The organism is Sphingomonas panacisoli, assembly GCF_007859635.1.
Lineage (GTDB): Bacteria > Pseudomonadota > Alphaproteobacteria > Sphingomonadales > Sphingomonadaceae > Sphingomonas > Sphingomonas panacisoli.
Map to the genome: position 1 here is coordinate 460,846 of NZ_CP042306.1, position 16,006 is coordinate 476,851.

The following is a 16,006-nucleotide window of genomic DNA, read 5'->3' on the forward strand; positions in this document are numbered from 1 at the left end:
GCAACGGTGAAAAGACCGGGCTTGGGCGGCCAACGCCACTAAGGGGAAATCATGCGAAATCATCTGCTTATCGGTGCGGCGGTTGCCGCGCTCATCATGCCTGCGGCGGCCTACGCGCAGGAAACGACCTCCTCGATTCGCGGCAGCGTTTCCGCCAACGGCGCCCCCGTCGCCGACGCGCGGATCCTGATCACCGACGTCAATTCGGGTACGAAGGTCGAAACCGGCACCGACAGCTCGGGCAACTTCAACGCGTCCGGCCTGCGTGCCGGCGGCCCTTACTCGGTCGAAATCACCAGCGCGTCGGGCAACACGACGGTTACCGACGTCTATACCGTCGTCGGTCAGCCCTATGACCTGCCGGTCGATCTGACGCCGTCGACGGCCGCCACCGCCGGCGACATCGTCGTCACCGCCAGTTCGATCAAGGGCGCGGGCGTGACCTCGGACGGTCCGCAGACCGTCCTCAAGCAGACCGACATCAGCAAGGTCGCATCGGTGAACCGCGACATCCGCGACATCGAGCGCCGCGATCCTTTCGCCAACCTCGATTTGTCGAACACGCGCGCGGTCAGCTTCGGCGGCGTCAACCCGCGCTTCAACCGCTTCACCATCAACGGCGTGCAGATCGGCGACAATTTCGGTCTGAACTCCGACGCCAACCCGACCGGCCGCGGCCCGATCCCGTTCGACGCGATCGCGCAGGTGTCGGTTTCGATCGCTCCCTACGACATCCGTCAGGGCAACTTCGTCGGCGGCGCGATCGACACCGTGATGCGCTCGGGCTCGAACAAGTGGCAGGGTACGACCTTCTACTCGAGCAGCACCGACAATCTTCAGGGCAAGCGGATCGGTTCGACCACGATCACCGTGCCGAACTATAATTCGAAGACTTACGGCGCCGAGCTGTCGGGCGCGCTCATCAAGGACCGCTTGTTCTTCATGGTCGCCGCCGAGCGCAACACCGATCCGCGTCCGTTCTCGCCGTCGGCAGCCTCGCAGGTTCCCGGCCTGACCGACGCGACGGTCGCCAATGTCGTGAATATCGCCAAAAGCGTCTATAATTACGACGCCGGTTCGGTCCTCGCGGTCAACAACCAGAAGGATGAGAAGATCGTCGGCAAGATCGATCTGAACATCACCACCGGCCAGCGCCTGTCGTTCTCGTACATCAACGCGTTCGAATCGGCCGACGTTCTCAACAACACCTCGCAGAGCACCTCGGCCCCGTCGCTCGGCCTGTCGTCGGACGCCTACACGCGCAGCGTGCTGGTCCGCGCCGGCATCGTCCAGTTGAACTCGGACTGGACGGACAGCCTCTCGACCGAAATTCGCGGTCTCTACAAGTCGAACCGCGTCAACCAGACGCCGATGAACGGCCTGGGCTTCGCGCAGTTCCGCGTCTGTACCGACCCGACCAGCATCGTCACGTCGGCGAACACGGTCACGAACTGCGGTTCCGGCACGGCCGTCAATCCAATCGTGGCGTTCGGTCCCGACATCAGCCGCCAGGCCAACCAGCTGTTCTTCGATACGTGGGCAGGATCGTTCCTCGGCCGCTACACGACCGGTGGTCACGAGTTCAAACTGCTGTTCGAGATGTCCGAGAACCGGACCTTCAACCTGTTCCAGCAATATGTGACCGGCGCTTATTATTTCGACTCGATCGCCGACTTCCAGAACCGCAGCGCCTCGACGTTCGACTATGCGAACGCCGTGTCGCTGAACACGCCGGACGTAGCCGCGAACTTCAAGTATACGCAGTACACCTTCGGCCTGCAGGACGACTGGAAGGTCAACGACACGCTGACCGTCACTTATGGCGTGCGCTACGACCTGTACGGCATGCGCTCGACCCCGGCGCTCAACACCTTCTTCCTGGGACGTAACGGCTTCGACAACACCAAGACCTACAAGGGTCTGGGCAACTTCCAGCCACGCATCGGCTTCAATTGGAAGCCGACCACGGGCCTGAAGGTTCGCGGCGGTGTCGGCATCTTCGGCGGCGGTTCGCCCGACATCTACATGTCGAACTCGTTCTCGAACACCGGCGTGCTCGCCAACCGCATCTCGACGGTGCAGCGCGCAACGCCGGGTGTCGGCACGGTTCCGGGATCGCAGACGACCTCGACCTGCTTGGCGACCTCGCCGTACGTCGGCACGAACGCTCCGTTGTGCACGACCGCGCTCAACGGCGTGACCGGCAACACGATCCCGGGCGCGATCAACACCTATCTGTCGACCGCGACGGCGTCGCTTCAGACCGCTCCGGTCAATGCGCTGGCGAAGAACTTCAAACTTCCGTCGGTGTGGAAGGCCAATCTGTCGGTCGACTACAAGATCTTCGGCATCGGTATCGGCGCCGACTATCTGTTCAGCAAGACGCGCCAGGCGGTGGCCTTCACCGATCTGCGTTCGGTAGTGAATACGGCGTGCGCCGCCTGCGGCGTGCTGCCGGACGGGCGTACGCGGTATAACTATCGTCCGACGGCGGGCGTTACCGGCGTTGGCGCGGGCTTGGTCAACGGTGACACCAACTCCGACTTCCTGCTGTACAACACCACCCGCGGGCGCAGCCACCTGGCCGACATCCGCATCACGAAGGACTTCGACTGGGGCCTGTCGCTGGCCGGCAGCTACACCTGGACCGACGTCAAGGATCAGAGCCCGGCGACGTCGTCGACCGCCAGCTCGCTCTACAGCAACGCGGCGATGGCCGACCCGAACATCCAGGCGTATGGTATCTCGGCCGACCAGATCAAATGGTCGTTCAAGTACAGCGTCGGGTTCGACCATGCGTTCTTCGGTGATTACCGCACGGTGATCCAGCTGTTCGGCGAAACCCGCGCGGGCCGTCCGTACAGCTTCACGATGCAGAACAACAACGGCACGCGTTCGCCGGTGTTCGGTACGATCGGCAACACCGACCGTTACCTGCTGTACGTGCCGACCGGTGCCGGCGATACGAAGGTCAGCTATGACACTCAGGCGACCGCCGATGCGCTCGACACGCTGATCAACGCGTCGAACCTGAAGAACTATCGTGGCATGATCGCGCCGAAGAACATCGCGCGTAACCGGGCCTTCACCCGCATCGACTTGCACCTCGAGCAGGAAATCCCGACCTTCGTCGGCGGCTCGCGTATCTCGCTGTTCGCGGACATCGAGAACCTGCCGAACCTGCTGAACAAGAACTGGGGCGGCCTGCGCCAGTTCGGCTTCCCGCAGACGGCGGCGGTGGTTCAGGTGACCTGCCTCACCGCCCCGGTCGTGACCGGCACCGCACCGACCGCGGCGCAGACCTCGACGATCAGCACCGCGTGCGCGCAGTACCGCTACAGCGGCTATCGCACGCCGAACGAGAGCGCGGTCAGCACGTCGAACTCGCTTTATCTGATCCGCGTCGGCGCGCGCTTCAGCTTCTAGAGCGTTCGCCCCTCGGGCCAAAAAATCGGCCGCCGCCCCAATCGGGACGGCGGCCTTTTTCGTTCCTACAGCCTGATCGTCAGATCGGCGTGGAAGGTCCCGCTGCGGGAAGGGGTGGAACAGGAAGTATTTGTCGTTGTTGACGTTATCGACGCCGATCCCGAGCGTGTAGTTCTTCGCGACGGCGAATTGCGCACGCAGATCGACGACCAGATACTTGTAGAACCCCTGATAGGTGTTCCCGACAATGTCGCTGTTATCGAGCGACCCGTACATCCGGCTGGCGTAGCGCCCCGCCGCGGTCAGTGCGATGCCGTCGACCGGGCGCCACGTCGCCACTGCAGTCGCCTTCCATTCGGGCACGGTCGGGATGCGCTTGCCGATCGCCGCGGGAAGGGCGGCGTCGGCGCGCGTCGTGGCGTCGGCATAGGTTGCGCTGCCCGACAGGTCGAAACGCGGGAGCAGGTCGGTGCGGGCGAAGGCGAACTCCACGCCCTGCGCTCGCGTACGGTCGACGTTCTGGACGAAGGTCGCGACCGCCGGTCCGCCGTTGAGCAGGCCGCTTTGCGAGATCAGGGCGTCTTTCACAGACTCGCTGAACAGCGACAGCCGCACGCTGCCCCTGGCGTCCTTGCGTTCGAGTGCGACCTCGAACGATCGCGCGCGTTCGGGGCGCAGATTGGGATTGGGGATGGCGGCGACCGGCGTCGTGACGATCTGGTAGAGTTCGCCGACGGTCGGGAAGCGCCATGCCTGGCCGAACGACGCCTGCACCTTCCAACCCTTGGCCGGCTCCCATGCGAGCGATGCCTTGGGCGAGAAGGTCGATGCCGACCGCTCGGGCTGGATCGCGGAGATCGCCGGCGTCAGCGAGAAATTGACCCCATCCGATGCGCGCCACCATTCGTAGCGCCCACCAAGCGATAGCGTGACGCTCGGGACGATCTTGAAGGCATCCTGCGCCCAGACTGCCGCCGTGCGTGTCTTGCCCAGCGACTGCAGATTGAGCGCGCCGGGCGCCCCCGCAATCCAGTCGGTCGTCGCGAAGCGGTTGCTGGTGATGCGGAACTGGTCCCAGTGCGCGCCGACGCTCAGCGCGTTGGTCCCGGCGTCGTCCGACCGCCAGACCGCCTTGGCGTCGAGCGTCGTCCAGCCGGTGCCGTTGAGCCTAGTGATCGTTCCCGCACCACCGCTCGCCGCCGCCGGCAATGCGGTCGTCGCGATGCGCTGCTCGTCGCGAGCGACGGTGTAGCGCGTGCCGATCACTTGCCAGTCGAACTGCCGGCTGGAGCCGGTCGCGGACAGAGCGTGCGACCAATGCCGCTGGTCGGTGCGATAGACACCGCCGCTTAGCGCCACCGGATAGTTGGGCGCCCCCGTGGCGATCGTCGTCAGATAACTTTCCGACGTGGAATCGGTGCGGTTGAGAAACAGCCCGCCGACATAGGTCAGCCGGATCGTCTCGCTGAGGTCGAACGCGGCTTTCAGTTTCAGCCGGTCCTGCCCCTGGCTCTCGATCCCCGTCGCGCCGAGCACGCGGATCGGCTGGCCCAATCGGTTGAGGTCGGGGAGGCTGCCGCCGGTCCCGGCGGGCGCACTGGTCGCGGTGGCGTAACCCAGCGGCTGGCCGCGACTGGTGACGTGATCGTAGCTCGCGAACAGCGCCAGCCGCCCGAACCGGTCGCCCACCGTCACGCCGGCCTGATAGGCGGCGAACGTATCGCTGCGGCCGTACAGGTCGTAGGTCTGGACGCTGGTACCCGCCGTCGCCGTGGCTTCGAATTCGTCAGGCAGACGCGTCGTGATGTTGACGACCGCGCCGATCGAATTGCCCGGATAGGCGGCGGAAAACGGCCCGTAGAGCACGTCGATCCGCGCGATCTCCTGCGGGCTGACCGCGCTCCAGCGTGGGCTGGCGGACGTGTTGTTGTTGCCGATCAGCGCCGACAGCAAAGCGCCATCGGCATAGATCAGGCTGCGCGCGCTGGCGCCGAGCCCGGCGGTGCGCGTCGCGAGTGGCGCTTGCGTGTCGCCGATATGGCGTTTGCGGACGATCAGACTGGGGAGGTACTTGATCGTATCCTCGACGTTCATCGCGTTGGTCGTTCGCGCGATCGTGTCGGCATCGACCGAGGCGGCGGCGTTGGGCGCGTTTTCGATCGTCTGTTTCTGACGCTGTGCGCTGATCAGGATGTCCGGCCCGGCATCGTCCGGCGGCGCGGGGCCATCGGCCGCCCAGACGGGCAAAGCGGTGGTGCTTGCGAGCATGGCAAGCGAGGCGCGCAGTAGAGCGCGGTGCGAAATGGTCACGGTAATACCCTTGCTGAAACACGAAGAGCCGCTGGTGCGGCGACGGTTCACGCGAGAGCGGGGGTCCGGTAGCGGGCGGCGGCGGCGCGGCGAGACCGCGGCCGGGAACGATCGCCACCGCGACGAGCGCGGTCGGCTTCGCATAGGGGACGAGCGGCGGCGCGATCGCGAGCTGGGGCGGCGGCGCGTCGGCAAGACCGATGTCGGCAAACGTACAGGGATGACCCGCCGACTGACTCTTCGCAGGCATCTGATGCGATGTATCGTGGGACATCTTCATGCCCATCGCCATCGGCATCGGATCGTCGGCTTGCATGCCGTCGCAGGCGACGATGGCGAACGCGCCCGTCGCGGTCTTGCCAGGCATCCAGCCCTCTGGCCCCATGCCGCGCGCGAACAGCACGCAGACCAGCAGCATCAGCCAGACGAACTGGCGGTGCCGCGGGGCAAAGGATCGACGACGCATCATCGCCGTCGGCCCTATCGCAAATTGGTTAATGTTCCAGCCCGCCCTGCGCCTTTTCGTGCACGCCCCATCGGGTATAAGGGCGCCGCTCCATGGCCAGCTTGCCCGCCCCCGCCGATCCGCCCGTCGTGGCGACCAAGACGCCGTTCTGGCGGCCGGCCTTTCTGTCGCGTCCGTTCTTCGAGGATCGCAGCAAGGCGTTCTGGCGGCTGCAGGGTGTGGGGTGGGGCGGATACATGCTGCTGCGCTCGGTCTCGGTCTTCTCGCTCGCCAATACCTTGCCGCTGCAGAATTTCGTCCAGATCCTGCTTCAGGCGATCGTCGGCTATTGCGTCACGGTCCTGCTCTCGACGCTGTACGCTTACTATCGCCAGATGCCGCGGCTGCAGGAAATCCTGCTGACCGTCGTGACGCTGGGAGCGGCGACGCTGATCGCGGCGACGATCAACGCCTGGGCCCTGAGCTTCCAACCGCCAACCGGCGCCAGCACGGCGGTGGTGTCGCCCGGCGTCACGCTGAAAAGCATCGTCAGCCAGCTGTTCCTGACCTTCACCGTGCTCGGCGGATGGACCGCGCTGTATTTCGGGATCAATTTCTACCTGATCGTCGAGGATCAGAACGACCAGCTCGAACGGCTCGGGACGCAGGCGTCGTCGGCGCAACTCGCGATGTTGCGGTACCAGCTCAACCCGCATTTCCTGTTCAACACGCTCAATTCGATCTCGACCCTGGTGCTGCTCAAGGAAACCGAACGCGCCAACGCGATGCTGTCGCGGCTCGCCGATTTTCTGCGCTTCACCCTGATCTACGAGCCGACCGCACACGTCACCGTCGCGCAGGAAGTGCAGACGCTGAAGCTCTATCTCGAAATCGAGAAGATGCGGTTCGAAAGCCGCCTTCGGCCCGTGTTCGAGATCGATCCGCGCGCCGAACGCGCACGATTGCCGTCCTTGCTGCTCCAGCCGCTGGTCGAAAACGCGATCAAATATGCCGTCACGCCGAGCGAAGAGGGGGCGGAAATCGCGGTTTCGGCACGGCTCGTCGGCGAACGCGTGCGAATTGCCGTGTCGGACACCGGTCCTGGCTTGATCGAGAACAAGTTAGGTCCAAGCCTTTCAACCGGCGTGGGGCTCGCCAATATAAGAGACCGGTTGGTTCAGGCGTACGGGCCTGACCACCGTTTTGACAGTCGATCGACTCCAGGGGGCGGCTTTGCCGTGGAGATCGAGATTCCGTACCAATTGGACGATCCGAATAGAGAGGCCGCATGACTATCCGAACTATCCTGGTGGATGACGAGACGCTGGCGATCCAGGGACTCGAACTCCGCCTGCAGCCGCACGACGATGTCGAAATCATCGACCGGTGCGCCAACGGCCGCGAAGCGATCCGTAGCATCAAGACCAACAAGCCGGACCTGGTGTTCCTCGATATCCAGATGCCAGGATTCGACGGCTTTTCGGTCGTGCAGGGGCTGATGGAGGTCGAACCGCCGCTGTTCGTGTTCTGCACCGCGTATTCCGACCACGCCTTGCGCGCGTTCGAGGCCGATGCGGTCGATTATCTGGTCAAGCCGGTCGAGGAATCGCGGTTGGCCGACACGCTCGACCGTGTTCGCCAGCGGCTGACCGAAAAGCGCGGCGCCGAGGAGGTCGAGAAGTACAAGGAAGCCTTGGCCGAGGTCGCGCCCGAGACTGCCGACGAGATCGCCGATGGCGGCGACGGGCATTCGTCTAGCCGTTTCGAAAAGCTCATCAACATCAAGGATCGCGGCAAGATCTTCCGCGTCGACGTCGACACGATCGAAGTGGTCGAGGCGGCTGGCGATTACATGTGCATCAAGACCGGCGACAACACGCTGATCCTGCGCCAGACGATGAAGGACCTGGAAAAGCGGCTCGATCCGCGCCGGTTCCAGCGCGTGCATCGCTCGACGATCGTCAACCTGGACCTGGTGCGGCAAGTGAAGCCGCACACCAACGGCGAGTGCTTTCTGGTGCTCGATTCGGGCGGACAAGTGAAGGTCAGCCGCAGCTATCGCGACGTGGTGGCGCGGTTCGTTCATTGATCGACGACAGGGGAGGGCGCGCCCCTCCCCGAAATCGTTTCGCTTGGTTGACGACTGCGGAACAAATTGGCAACAAGCGCTCATTCCTGTCGGGAGAATCGCCATGTCCGCCTATGAGACTTTCCACGCGCTTCACGTGCCCGGCGACCCGCTGATCATCTACAATTGCTGGGACCCGGGCAGCGCGGTCGCGATCGCCAAGGCTGGCGCGAAGGCGATCGCGACGGGCAGCTATGGCGCGGCGGAATCGCTCGGGTTCGGCGACGGCGAAAAGGTCCCGCTGGACTTGGTGTTCGACAATGCCAAGCGGATCATGGGGGTGGTCGACGTACCCGTCTCGATCGATTTCGAGAGCGGCTATGCGCGCGATGCGGCGGGAATCACGCCGAACGTGGCGGGGCTCGCCGCGACCGGCGCGGTCGGCTGCAATTTCGAGGATTCGGTGATCGGCGGCGAGGGCGTCTATCCGATCGACGAAGCGGCCGCACGGGTCGCGGCCGCGCGCAAGGGAGCGGGCGAGGCTTTCTACATCAACGCGCGCGTGGACCTGTATCTGCGCAACCCGGCGGACAAGCATGGCGGGCTGCTCGGCGAAGCGATCGATCGTGCGCAGGCGTATATGGCGGCGGGGGCAAGCGGCATCTTCGTGCCCGGCTTGCGCGACACCGCGGCGATCGGCGAGATCGTCAGGCGGACGGGCGCGCTGATCAACGTCATTCCCGGCCCCGGCCAGCCGACCCGGCCGCTCGCCGATGCCGGCGTGGCGCGGGTGAGCTACGGCGGCGGGCCATGGTTCGCGGCGATGGCGTGGCTGGAGGAACAGGCGCGACCGGCGATCAACTGGCGGGGCTGATTTAAGGTAGTCGTCACCCCGGCCTTGTGCCGGGGTCCGCATAGCCGCAACCAGTATCGCTTGGGGCGCGGCAGACCCCGGCACAAGGCCGGGGTGACGATCGATATCAGTCGATCGGCTTCCGATCCTCCTCGGTCACGCCAAGGTCGGTCGCCGTGAACAGCGCGTGCAGCGTGATGCCGCGCTCGCCGAGCATTTCGGTCGCGCCCTGTTCGCGGTCGAGGATGACGATCGCGTCCTTCATCACCCCGCCCGCCGCCGCGATCTGGTCCGCGGCCTTCAGGATCGACCCGCCGCTGGTCGCGACGTCGTCGATTAGCACCACGTTTTTGCCCTTGAGCGTCTCGCCGCCGGCATCGTCGAGCCCTTCGACCATCAGCGACGTGCCGTGCGCCTTGGCTGCCTTGCGCACGAACACCGCGCCGATCGGTCGTCCGGCGTCCCAGCTCGCCGCCGCGATCCCGCCGAGCAGCGGCACCGCACCCATCTCCAGGCCCGCGACGTAATCCGCGTCCAGCTTGTCGAGCACCGACAACAGCCCGCGTGCGCATTGCGCGGCGCCCTCGGGCGTCATCATCGTCGCCTTCATGTTGAAGTAGATCCGGCTGCGCTTGCCCGACACGAGCAGGAAGTCGCCGCGCTTGAAGGTGCGGGTGGCGAGCAGCGCGCGCAGCGCGTCGCGGTCGTAAGCGGCCATGACGGTCTCCCGATAAGGAAAGGGCGCCACCGTTGCCGGTAGCGCCCTCCCTTCGTTCAGTTGTGGCTTGGGATCAAGTCGCGTCGGACGGACCGGCCTTCGCCGGCCCGCCGGCCGCGCGAAGCGTCAACCCGCCCCGTGCGCGGCCAGCGCGGCGAGGAGGAGCAGCGCCACGATGTTCGTGATCTTGATCATCGGGTTCACCGCCGGGCCGGCCGTATCCTTGTACGGGTCGCCCACGGTGTCGCCGGTGACCGCGGCCTTATGGGCTTCGCTGCCCTTGCCGCCGTAATTGCCGTCTTCGATATACTTCTTGGCATTGTCCCACGCGCCGCCGCCCGAGGTCATCGAGATGGCGACGAACAGGCCGGAGACGATCACGCCGAGCAGCATCGCGCCCAAAGCCGCAAAGCCCTGTTCACGACCCGCCACCGCCTGAATGATGAAGAACACCGCGACGGGGCTCAACACCGGGAGCAGCGACGGGATGATCATTTCCTTGATCGCCGCGCGGGTCACGATATCGACCGTGCGGGCATAGTTGGGACGGCTGGTCCCTTCCATGATGCCCTTGTCGGCGGCGAACTGCGCGCGGACGTCCTCGACCACCGATCCGGCCGCACGGCCGACCGCGGTCATGCCGAACGCCCCGAACAGATACGGCAGCAACGCGCCGAGCAGCAGACCGACGATGATGTACGGATTGCTGAGGGTGAAATCGATCGTGCCGATGCCGAGTTCGGTCTGATAGCGGCCGAGGTCGGTCGTGTAGGCGCCGAACAGCACCAGTGCCGCGAGTGCCGCCGAGCCGATCGCATAGCCCTTGGTCACTGCCTTGGTCGTGTTGCCGACCGCGTCGAGCGCGTCGGTGCGGTGACGGACGTCGTCGGGCAGGCCCGCCATTTCGGCAATGCCGCCGGCGTTATCCGTGACCGGACCGTACGCGTCGAGCGCGACGACCATCCCGGCCAACGCGAGCAGCGAGGTCGCGGCGAACGCCACGCCGATGATGCCCGCGAGCTGGAAGGTCGCGACGACCGCGACGACGATCACGAGGGTCGGCAGCGCGGTCGATTCGAGGCTGATCGCCAGACCCTGGATGACGTTGGTGCCGTGGCCGGTGGTCGATGCCTTGGCGATCGACTTGACCGGGCGATAGTTGGTGCCGGTGTAATATTCGGTGATCCATACCAGCAGGCCAGTGACGGCCAGACCGATCATCATGCACCAGAACAGCTTGGCGCCGGTGAACGAAATGGCACCCGCCTGGATCGGCGCGGCCATGTCGCCCAGCACGTGCTGGGTGGCGAAGAAGATCGCCGGGATCGACAGGATCACCGTCGTCCAGAACCCCTTGTACATCGCGCCCATGATCGACTGCTTGCTGCCGAGGCGGACGAGATAGGTGCCGATGATCGAGGTGATGATGCACACGCCGCCGACGATCAGCGGCAGCGTCATCAGCTGGAACAGATTGTAAACGTTCGGGAGCAGCAGCGCGATCGAGACCATCGTCAGGCCGATCGTCACGACATAGGTTTCGAACAGATCGGCCGCCATGCCGGCGCAATCGCCGACATTGTCGCCCACGTTGTCGGCGATGGTGGCGGGGTTGCGGGGGTCGTCCTCCGGAATGCCGGCCTCGACTTTGCCGACCAGGTCGGCGCCGACGTCGGCGGCCTTGGTGAAGATGCCGCCGCCGAGACGCGCGAAGATCGAGATGAGCGATGCGCCGAACGCGAGCGCGGTCAGCGCCTCGACCACCTTGTGGTCGCCCGGCTGCAGGTTGGACGGGCCGGTCAGGTACCAGAAGATCCCGCTGATCGCGAGCAGGCCGAGGCCCGCCACGAGCATGCCGGTGATCGCGCCCGAGCGGAACGCCAGCGTCAGGCCGCCCTGCAGCGACGTACGCGCAGCCTCAGCGGTGCGGACGTTGGCGCGGACCGAGATGTTCATGCCGATATAGCCGGCGATGCCCGACAGGATCGCACCGATCAGGAACGACACGGTCGACAGTCCGCCGAGCGTGAAGAACACGATGGCCGCGACGATGACGCCGACGATCGCGATGGTGGTGTATTGCCGGCCGAGATAGGCCTTGGCGCCTTCCTGAATGGCCGAGGCGATGTCCTGCATCTTTTCGTTGCCGGCAGGCGCGCGCAGCACCTGCATGCTGGTGATGATGCCATAGGCCACGGCGATCAGGCCGCAGACGATGGCCGCATACACGATCGTCATCCTCTTCTTCCCCTTATGCTCGCGCGTCGTTCTGCATTCGCGCGTCCCTAATTGGCGCCAGCCTATAAAGACGCACGCCGCGCGCGCAAGCGTATCAGATCAGTGGCGAAACCCGAGACTGGCCGGGAGCGGGACGGGGGTTGCGCCGTCGGTCAGGGAGAGGCCGGTCCCGATGGTGAAGGCGCCGATCCGGGTGGCAGGAACCGAGGGCGTGAATGCGGGCGGGGCAGCGAACAGCAATTGATAGTCGTCGCCCGCCGTCGCCGCGGCGATCCGCGCGGCACGGTCGTCGCCGGCGAACGCGCGATACGCACTCGACAGCGGCACCAGCGCGAGATCGATCGCCACCCCGAGCGCGCTCGCTTCGGCCATGCGGGAGGCATCGAGGAGGAGGCCGTCGGAGACGTCCATCATCGCATGGACATGCGGCGCGAGCGCGCGGCCTTCGGCTAGACGCGGTTGTGGGCGACGATAAGCGGCGAGCAGGTTGGCGGGGCCATTCTCCCCGCGCGCGATGCGGAGCCCCGCGCCGGCATCGCCGATCGTGCCGGTTACCCAAAGCGCATCACCCGCCTGCGCGGCCGACCTTGGCACCGCGACGCCGTCGCGACCGAAGGCGGTCATCGTGAGTACGCGGGGAACGCCGGCGGGCAATGATACCGTGTCGCCGCCGATGATGGGACAATTGAACGCGGTAAGCGCTTCTCCCAAACCGGCAAGAAAGCCTATGTCCCAATCATCCTCGTTCCCCGGCGCAGGCCGGGGTCCAGTCTCGGCGCGAAGCGCCGAACGCGCTTCCGCGCGCGATGTTGTTTGTGGCTGGACCCCGGCCTGCGCCGGGGAGCGGGCCAAGGGATAGTTCAGTAGGACGCCTGCCGGCGTTGCGCCTTTGGCGGCGAGATCGGACAGATTCACCGCGACCAGCTTCCACGCGACATCGCCGGGCGGATCGTCGGGCAGGAAATGGACACCCTCGACGATGGTATCGGTGGTAATCGACAGCTCGGCGAGGCTGGCGGTGTCGTCGGTGAGGCCGTGCGCGCCGGGATGGAGCGGTAACCGGCGCAGCGCAGACAGGAAGTCGTGTTCGTTCACGCAGCTGTCCTACTCGATCGGCGATGCTGCGTCTTGCTTTGAGGTTGCCTCGGACTGCTGTAATTGTCGCGCATGCCGACCTATTTCCTCATCCCGTTCGCGATATTCTTCATCTGCTGCGCCTCGCAATTCTGGTTCGTGAAGCGTGTGCGCGATCGACTGATCGATCACCATCCGAATGTGTTCCTGAAGCAGGAGCGGGCATCGTTCTTCCCGCACAACCACATCTGGCGTTACGCTTTCGACAGCCGGTTCCGCGGCTTGAACGACCCGGAACTGGACCGGCGTGTGCGCAACCTGAGGATCTTGACCGCAATTGCGCTCGGCAGCTGGCTCGCCATCGCGGTATGCATGGTCACCATGCCGAGAGCCTGACCTAACAGCGCGAGCCTTTAGCCTCGCGCGTCCTTCGCCACCGCGTCGAGCAGGCCGTTGACGAACCCGGCCTCGCGGCGCTCGTAGAACGCCTTGGCGACATCGACATATTCGCTGATCACGGTGCCGGTCGCGGTGTCGGCCCGCGCGAGCAATTCATAGGTCGCCGCGCGGAGCAACGCCTTCATCGGCTTGTCCAACCGGTCGAAGCTCCAGTCCTTGCTCAACTTCGCCGCGATCGCCGCATCGATCTCATCTGTGCGCGCCAGCACGCCCGTCACGACATCGTCGAAATACGCCTCGTCCGCAGGCGCATATTCGACTTCCTCGATCGTCGCGCCGAGCCGATGCTGGTGGAATTCGTGGAGCAGCGACGCGAGCGCGGTGCCCTCCATCTCGTGCTGATAGAGCGCTTGCGTGGCGGCGAGCCGCGCGGCGGCGCGGGCTTTGGATCGGGCGGAGGTTCGGCGGGACATGGGCGGAGCGCTATGGGTCAGCCTTGGCCGAGGCGCAAGGCCACCGACCGGGCGTGGGCGGGCAATCCTTCCGCATCGGCCAGCGTCACCGCGGCAGGGCCGATCGCGTGGAGCGCCTTTTCGTCGAGCGACAGGAAGCTGGTGCGCTTCATGAAATCGAGCACCGACAGGCCGGACGAAAAGCGCGCGCGGCGGCCGGTCGGGAGGACGTGGTTGGGTCCGGCGACGTAATCGCCGACCGCTTCCGGCGTATGGCGACCAAGGAACACCGACCCGGCATGCTTGACCATGTCGAACAGCGTGTCCGCGTCGTCGCAGGCGAGTTCGAGATGTTCGGGGGCGAGGCGGTTCACCAGCGGCATCGCTTCGGCCAGGTCGGCGGTGACGACGATCGCGCCGTTCGCGTCCCAGCTGGCGCGCGCGACTTTGGCGGTGGCGAGCTCGCCGATCTGGAGATCTACGGCGTCGGCTACCGCCCGGGCGAGCGCGGCGTCGTCGGTGAACAGGATCGACTGGCTGGAGGGATCGTGCTCGGCCTGGCTGAGCAGATCGGCGGCGATCCACTGCGGATCGTTCCGGCCGTCGGCGACGACGACGATCTCGCTCGGCCCCGCGACCATGTCGATCCCGACCACGCCGTAAAGCTGCCGCTTGGCCTCCGCGACCCAGGCGTTGCCGGGGCCGCACACGACGTCGACCGGCGCGATCCGCCCGGTGCCGTAGGCAAGCGCGGCGACCGCCTGCGCGCCGCCGATCCGCCAGATTTCGTCGACCCCGGCAAGGTGCGCGGCGGCGAGGACCAGCGGGTTGACCTCGCCATCCGGGGTGGGCGTGACCATCACCAGCCGCTCGACGCCCGCCACCTTGGCGGGAATGGCGTTCATCAGCACCGAACTGGGATAGGCCGCGCGGCCGCCGGGGACGTAAATCCCCGCTGCATCGACCCCGCGCCACCGCGCCCCGAGCCGCGCGCCGGCGGCGTCGGTCGTGTCGCTGTCCTCCGGCTTCTGCTTGACGTGATAGGCCGTGATCCGTTCGGCCGCGAGTTCGAGCGCGGCGCGCAGGTCGGGTGCCAGCGCGTCGTGCGCGGCGAGCCACTCGGCCTTCTCGATCCGCCAGCCGGTGTCGTTGAGATCGTGCCGGTCGAACTTGCGCGTGAAGGCGTGAACCGCGGCATCGCCTTCGTCGCGGACGCTGGCGACGATCGTGCGGACGTCACGCGCGACATCGGTATCCGCCTCGCGCCGCGCATCGACCAGCGCCTGGAACTGGCGGTCGAAGCCGGGTTCGGAGGTCGAAAGCTTGATCATCCCGTCACCGCACGCCGGAACGCATCGACCAGCGGCACGAGTTCGGGTCGCGTCTTGAACGCGGCGCGGTTGACGATCAGGCGGCTGGTCACGTCCATGATCCGCTCGACCTCGACCAGCCCGTTTTCCTTGAGCGTGCGGCCCGACGAGACGAGATCGACGATCCGCGGCGCGAGACCGAGCGTCGGCGCCAGCTCCATCGCGCCGTTCAGCTTGACGCATTCGGCCTGCACGCCGCGCGCCTCGAAATGGCGCTGCGTCAGGTAGGGGTATTTGGTCGCGACGCGGACGTGGCTCCACCCGCGTGGGTCGTCGGTCGCGGCAAGTTCGGCGGGCTCCGCGACCGACAGCCGGCAATGCCCGATGCCGAGATCGACCGGCGCGTAGAGCTCGGGATAGTCGAACTCGGCCAGCACGTCCGACCCGACGATGCCGAGTTGTGCGGCGCCATGCGCGACGAAGGTGGCGACGTCGAACGCGCGGACGCGGATCAGATCGATGCCGGCGTCGCTGGTCGCGAACCGCAGCGCGCGGCTGTCCTCGTCGGCGAAGGCGGCTTCGGGCTCGATCCCGGCGCGCGCCAGTAACGGCGCGGCCTCCGCGAGGATGCGGCCCTTGGGCACGGCGATGACGATGGGCTGGGCCATGGCGCAGGGCTTTACTTGTGCAGGTGCGAAGGAGCAATGCGTCGC

General features: G+C 65.9%; 11 protein-coding genes and 1 pseudogene. 5 read left to right on the plus strand and 7 right to left on the minus strand.

Features of this window, described 5'->3' with window-relative positions:
• Nucleotides 1–51 precede the first annotated feature (51 nt).
• Nucleotides 52–3,426, plus strand: a complete 3,375-nt coding sequence (locus FPZ24_RS02265) for a TonB-dependent receptor (protein WP_146569527.1) — start codon at nt 52–54, stop codon at nt 3,424–3,426.
• Between the two features lie 201 nt (nt 3,427–3,627).
• Here FPZ24_RS02265 and FPZ24_RS02270 read toward each other — a convergent pair.
• Nucleotides 3,628–5,541, minus strand: a pseudogene (locus FPZ24_RS02270) (TonB-dependent receptor); the annotation flags it as partial.
• 753 nt (nt 5,542–6,294) lie between these two features.
• Here FPZ24_RS02270 and FPZ24_RS02275 point away from each other — a divergent pair.
• From FPZ24_RS02275 to FPZ24_RS02285, 3 genes are all read left to right on the plus strand, one after another.
• Nucleotides 6,295–7,473, plus strand: a complete 1,179-nt coding sequence (locus FPZ24_RS02275) for a sensor histidine kinase (protein WP_146569528.1) — start codon at nt 6,295–6,297, stop codon at nt 7,471–7,473.
• Nucleotides 7,470–8,270, plus strand: coding sequence for a LytR/AlgR family response regulator transcription factor (locus FPZ24_RS02280; RefSeq protein WP_146569529.1), 801 nt, complete (start codon nt 7,470–7,472; stop codon nt 8,268–8,270). Before FPZ24_RS02275 ends, FPZ24_RS02280 begins: the two co-directional genes overlap by 4 nt.
• Nucleotides 8,271–8,373: 103 nt before the next feature.
• A complete protein-coding gene (locus FPZ24_RS02285) occupies nt 8,374–9,123 on the plus strand; it encodes an isocitrate lyase/PEP mutase family protein (protein ID WP_146569530.1) in 750 nt (249 codons plus the stop codon).
• 106 nt (nt 9,124–9,229) lie between these two features.
• Here FPZ24_RS02285 and pyrE read toward each other — a convergent pair whose 3' ends face one another.
• The 3 genes from pyrE to FPZ24_RS02300 all read right to left on the minus strand — a co-directional run bounded on the left by pyrE (nt 9,230) and on the right by FPZ24_RS02300 (nt 13,153).
• Entirely contained in the window at nt 9,230–9,820 is a 591-nt protein-coding gene (gene pyrE, locus FPZ24_RS02290) for an orotate phosphoribosyltransferase (RefSeq protein ID WP_146569531.1), read from the minus strand.
• 126 nt (nt 9,821–9,946) lie between these two features.
• On the minus strand, nt 9,947–12,058 hold the full coding sequence (locus tag FPZ24_RS02295; RefSeq protein WP_146569532.1) for a sodium-translocating pyrophosphatase: 2,112 nt from the start codon (nt 12,056–12,058) through the stop codon (nt 9,947–9,949).
• Nucleotides 12,059–12,157: 99 nt separating this feature from the next.
• On the minus strand, nt 12,158–13,153 hold the full coding sequence (locus FPZ24_RS02300; RefSeq protein WP_146569533.1) for a thiamine-phosphate kinase: 996 nt from the start codon (nt 13,151–13,153) through the stop codon (nt 12,158–12,160).
• Between the two features lie 72 nt (nt 13,154–13,225).
• On the opposite strand from FPZ24_RS02300, the gene FPZ24_RS02305 reads away from it, so the two are divergent.
• Entirely contained in the window at nt 13,226–13,528 is a 303-nt protein-coding gene (locus FPZ24_RS02305) for a hypothetical protein (RefSeq protein WP_146569534.1), read from the plus strand.
• Between the two features lie 17 nt (nt 13,529–13,545).
• On the opposite strand, the gene nusB is transcribed toward FPZ24_RS02305, so the two are convergent.
• The 3 genes from nusB to hisG are packed head-to-tail and all read right to left on the minus strand — an operon-like array spanning nt 13,546 to nt 15,961.
• Entirely contained in the window at nt 13,546–14,004 is a 459-nt protein-coding gene (gene nusB, locus FPZ24_RS02310) for a transcription antitermination factor NusB (protein WP_146569535.1), read from the minus strand.
• Between the two features lie 17 nt (nt 14,005–14,021).
• Nucleotides 14,022–15,314: a histidinol dehydrogenase gene (hisD, locus tag FPZ24_RS02315; protein ID WP_146569536.1), complete on the minus strand. Its 1,293-nt coding sequence runs from the start codon at nt 15,312–15,314 to the stop codon at nt 14,022–14,024.
• On the minus strand, nt 15,311–15,961 hold the full coding sequence (hisG, locus tag FPZ24_RS02320; protein ID WP_146569537.1) for an ATP phosphoribosyltransferase: 651 nt from the start codon (nt 15,959–15,961) through the stop codon (nt 15,311–15,313). Before hisG ends, hisD begins: the two co-directional genes overlap by 4 nt.
• Nucleotides 15,962–16,006 lie beyond the last annotated feature (45 nt).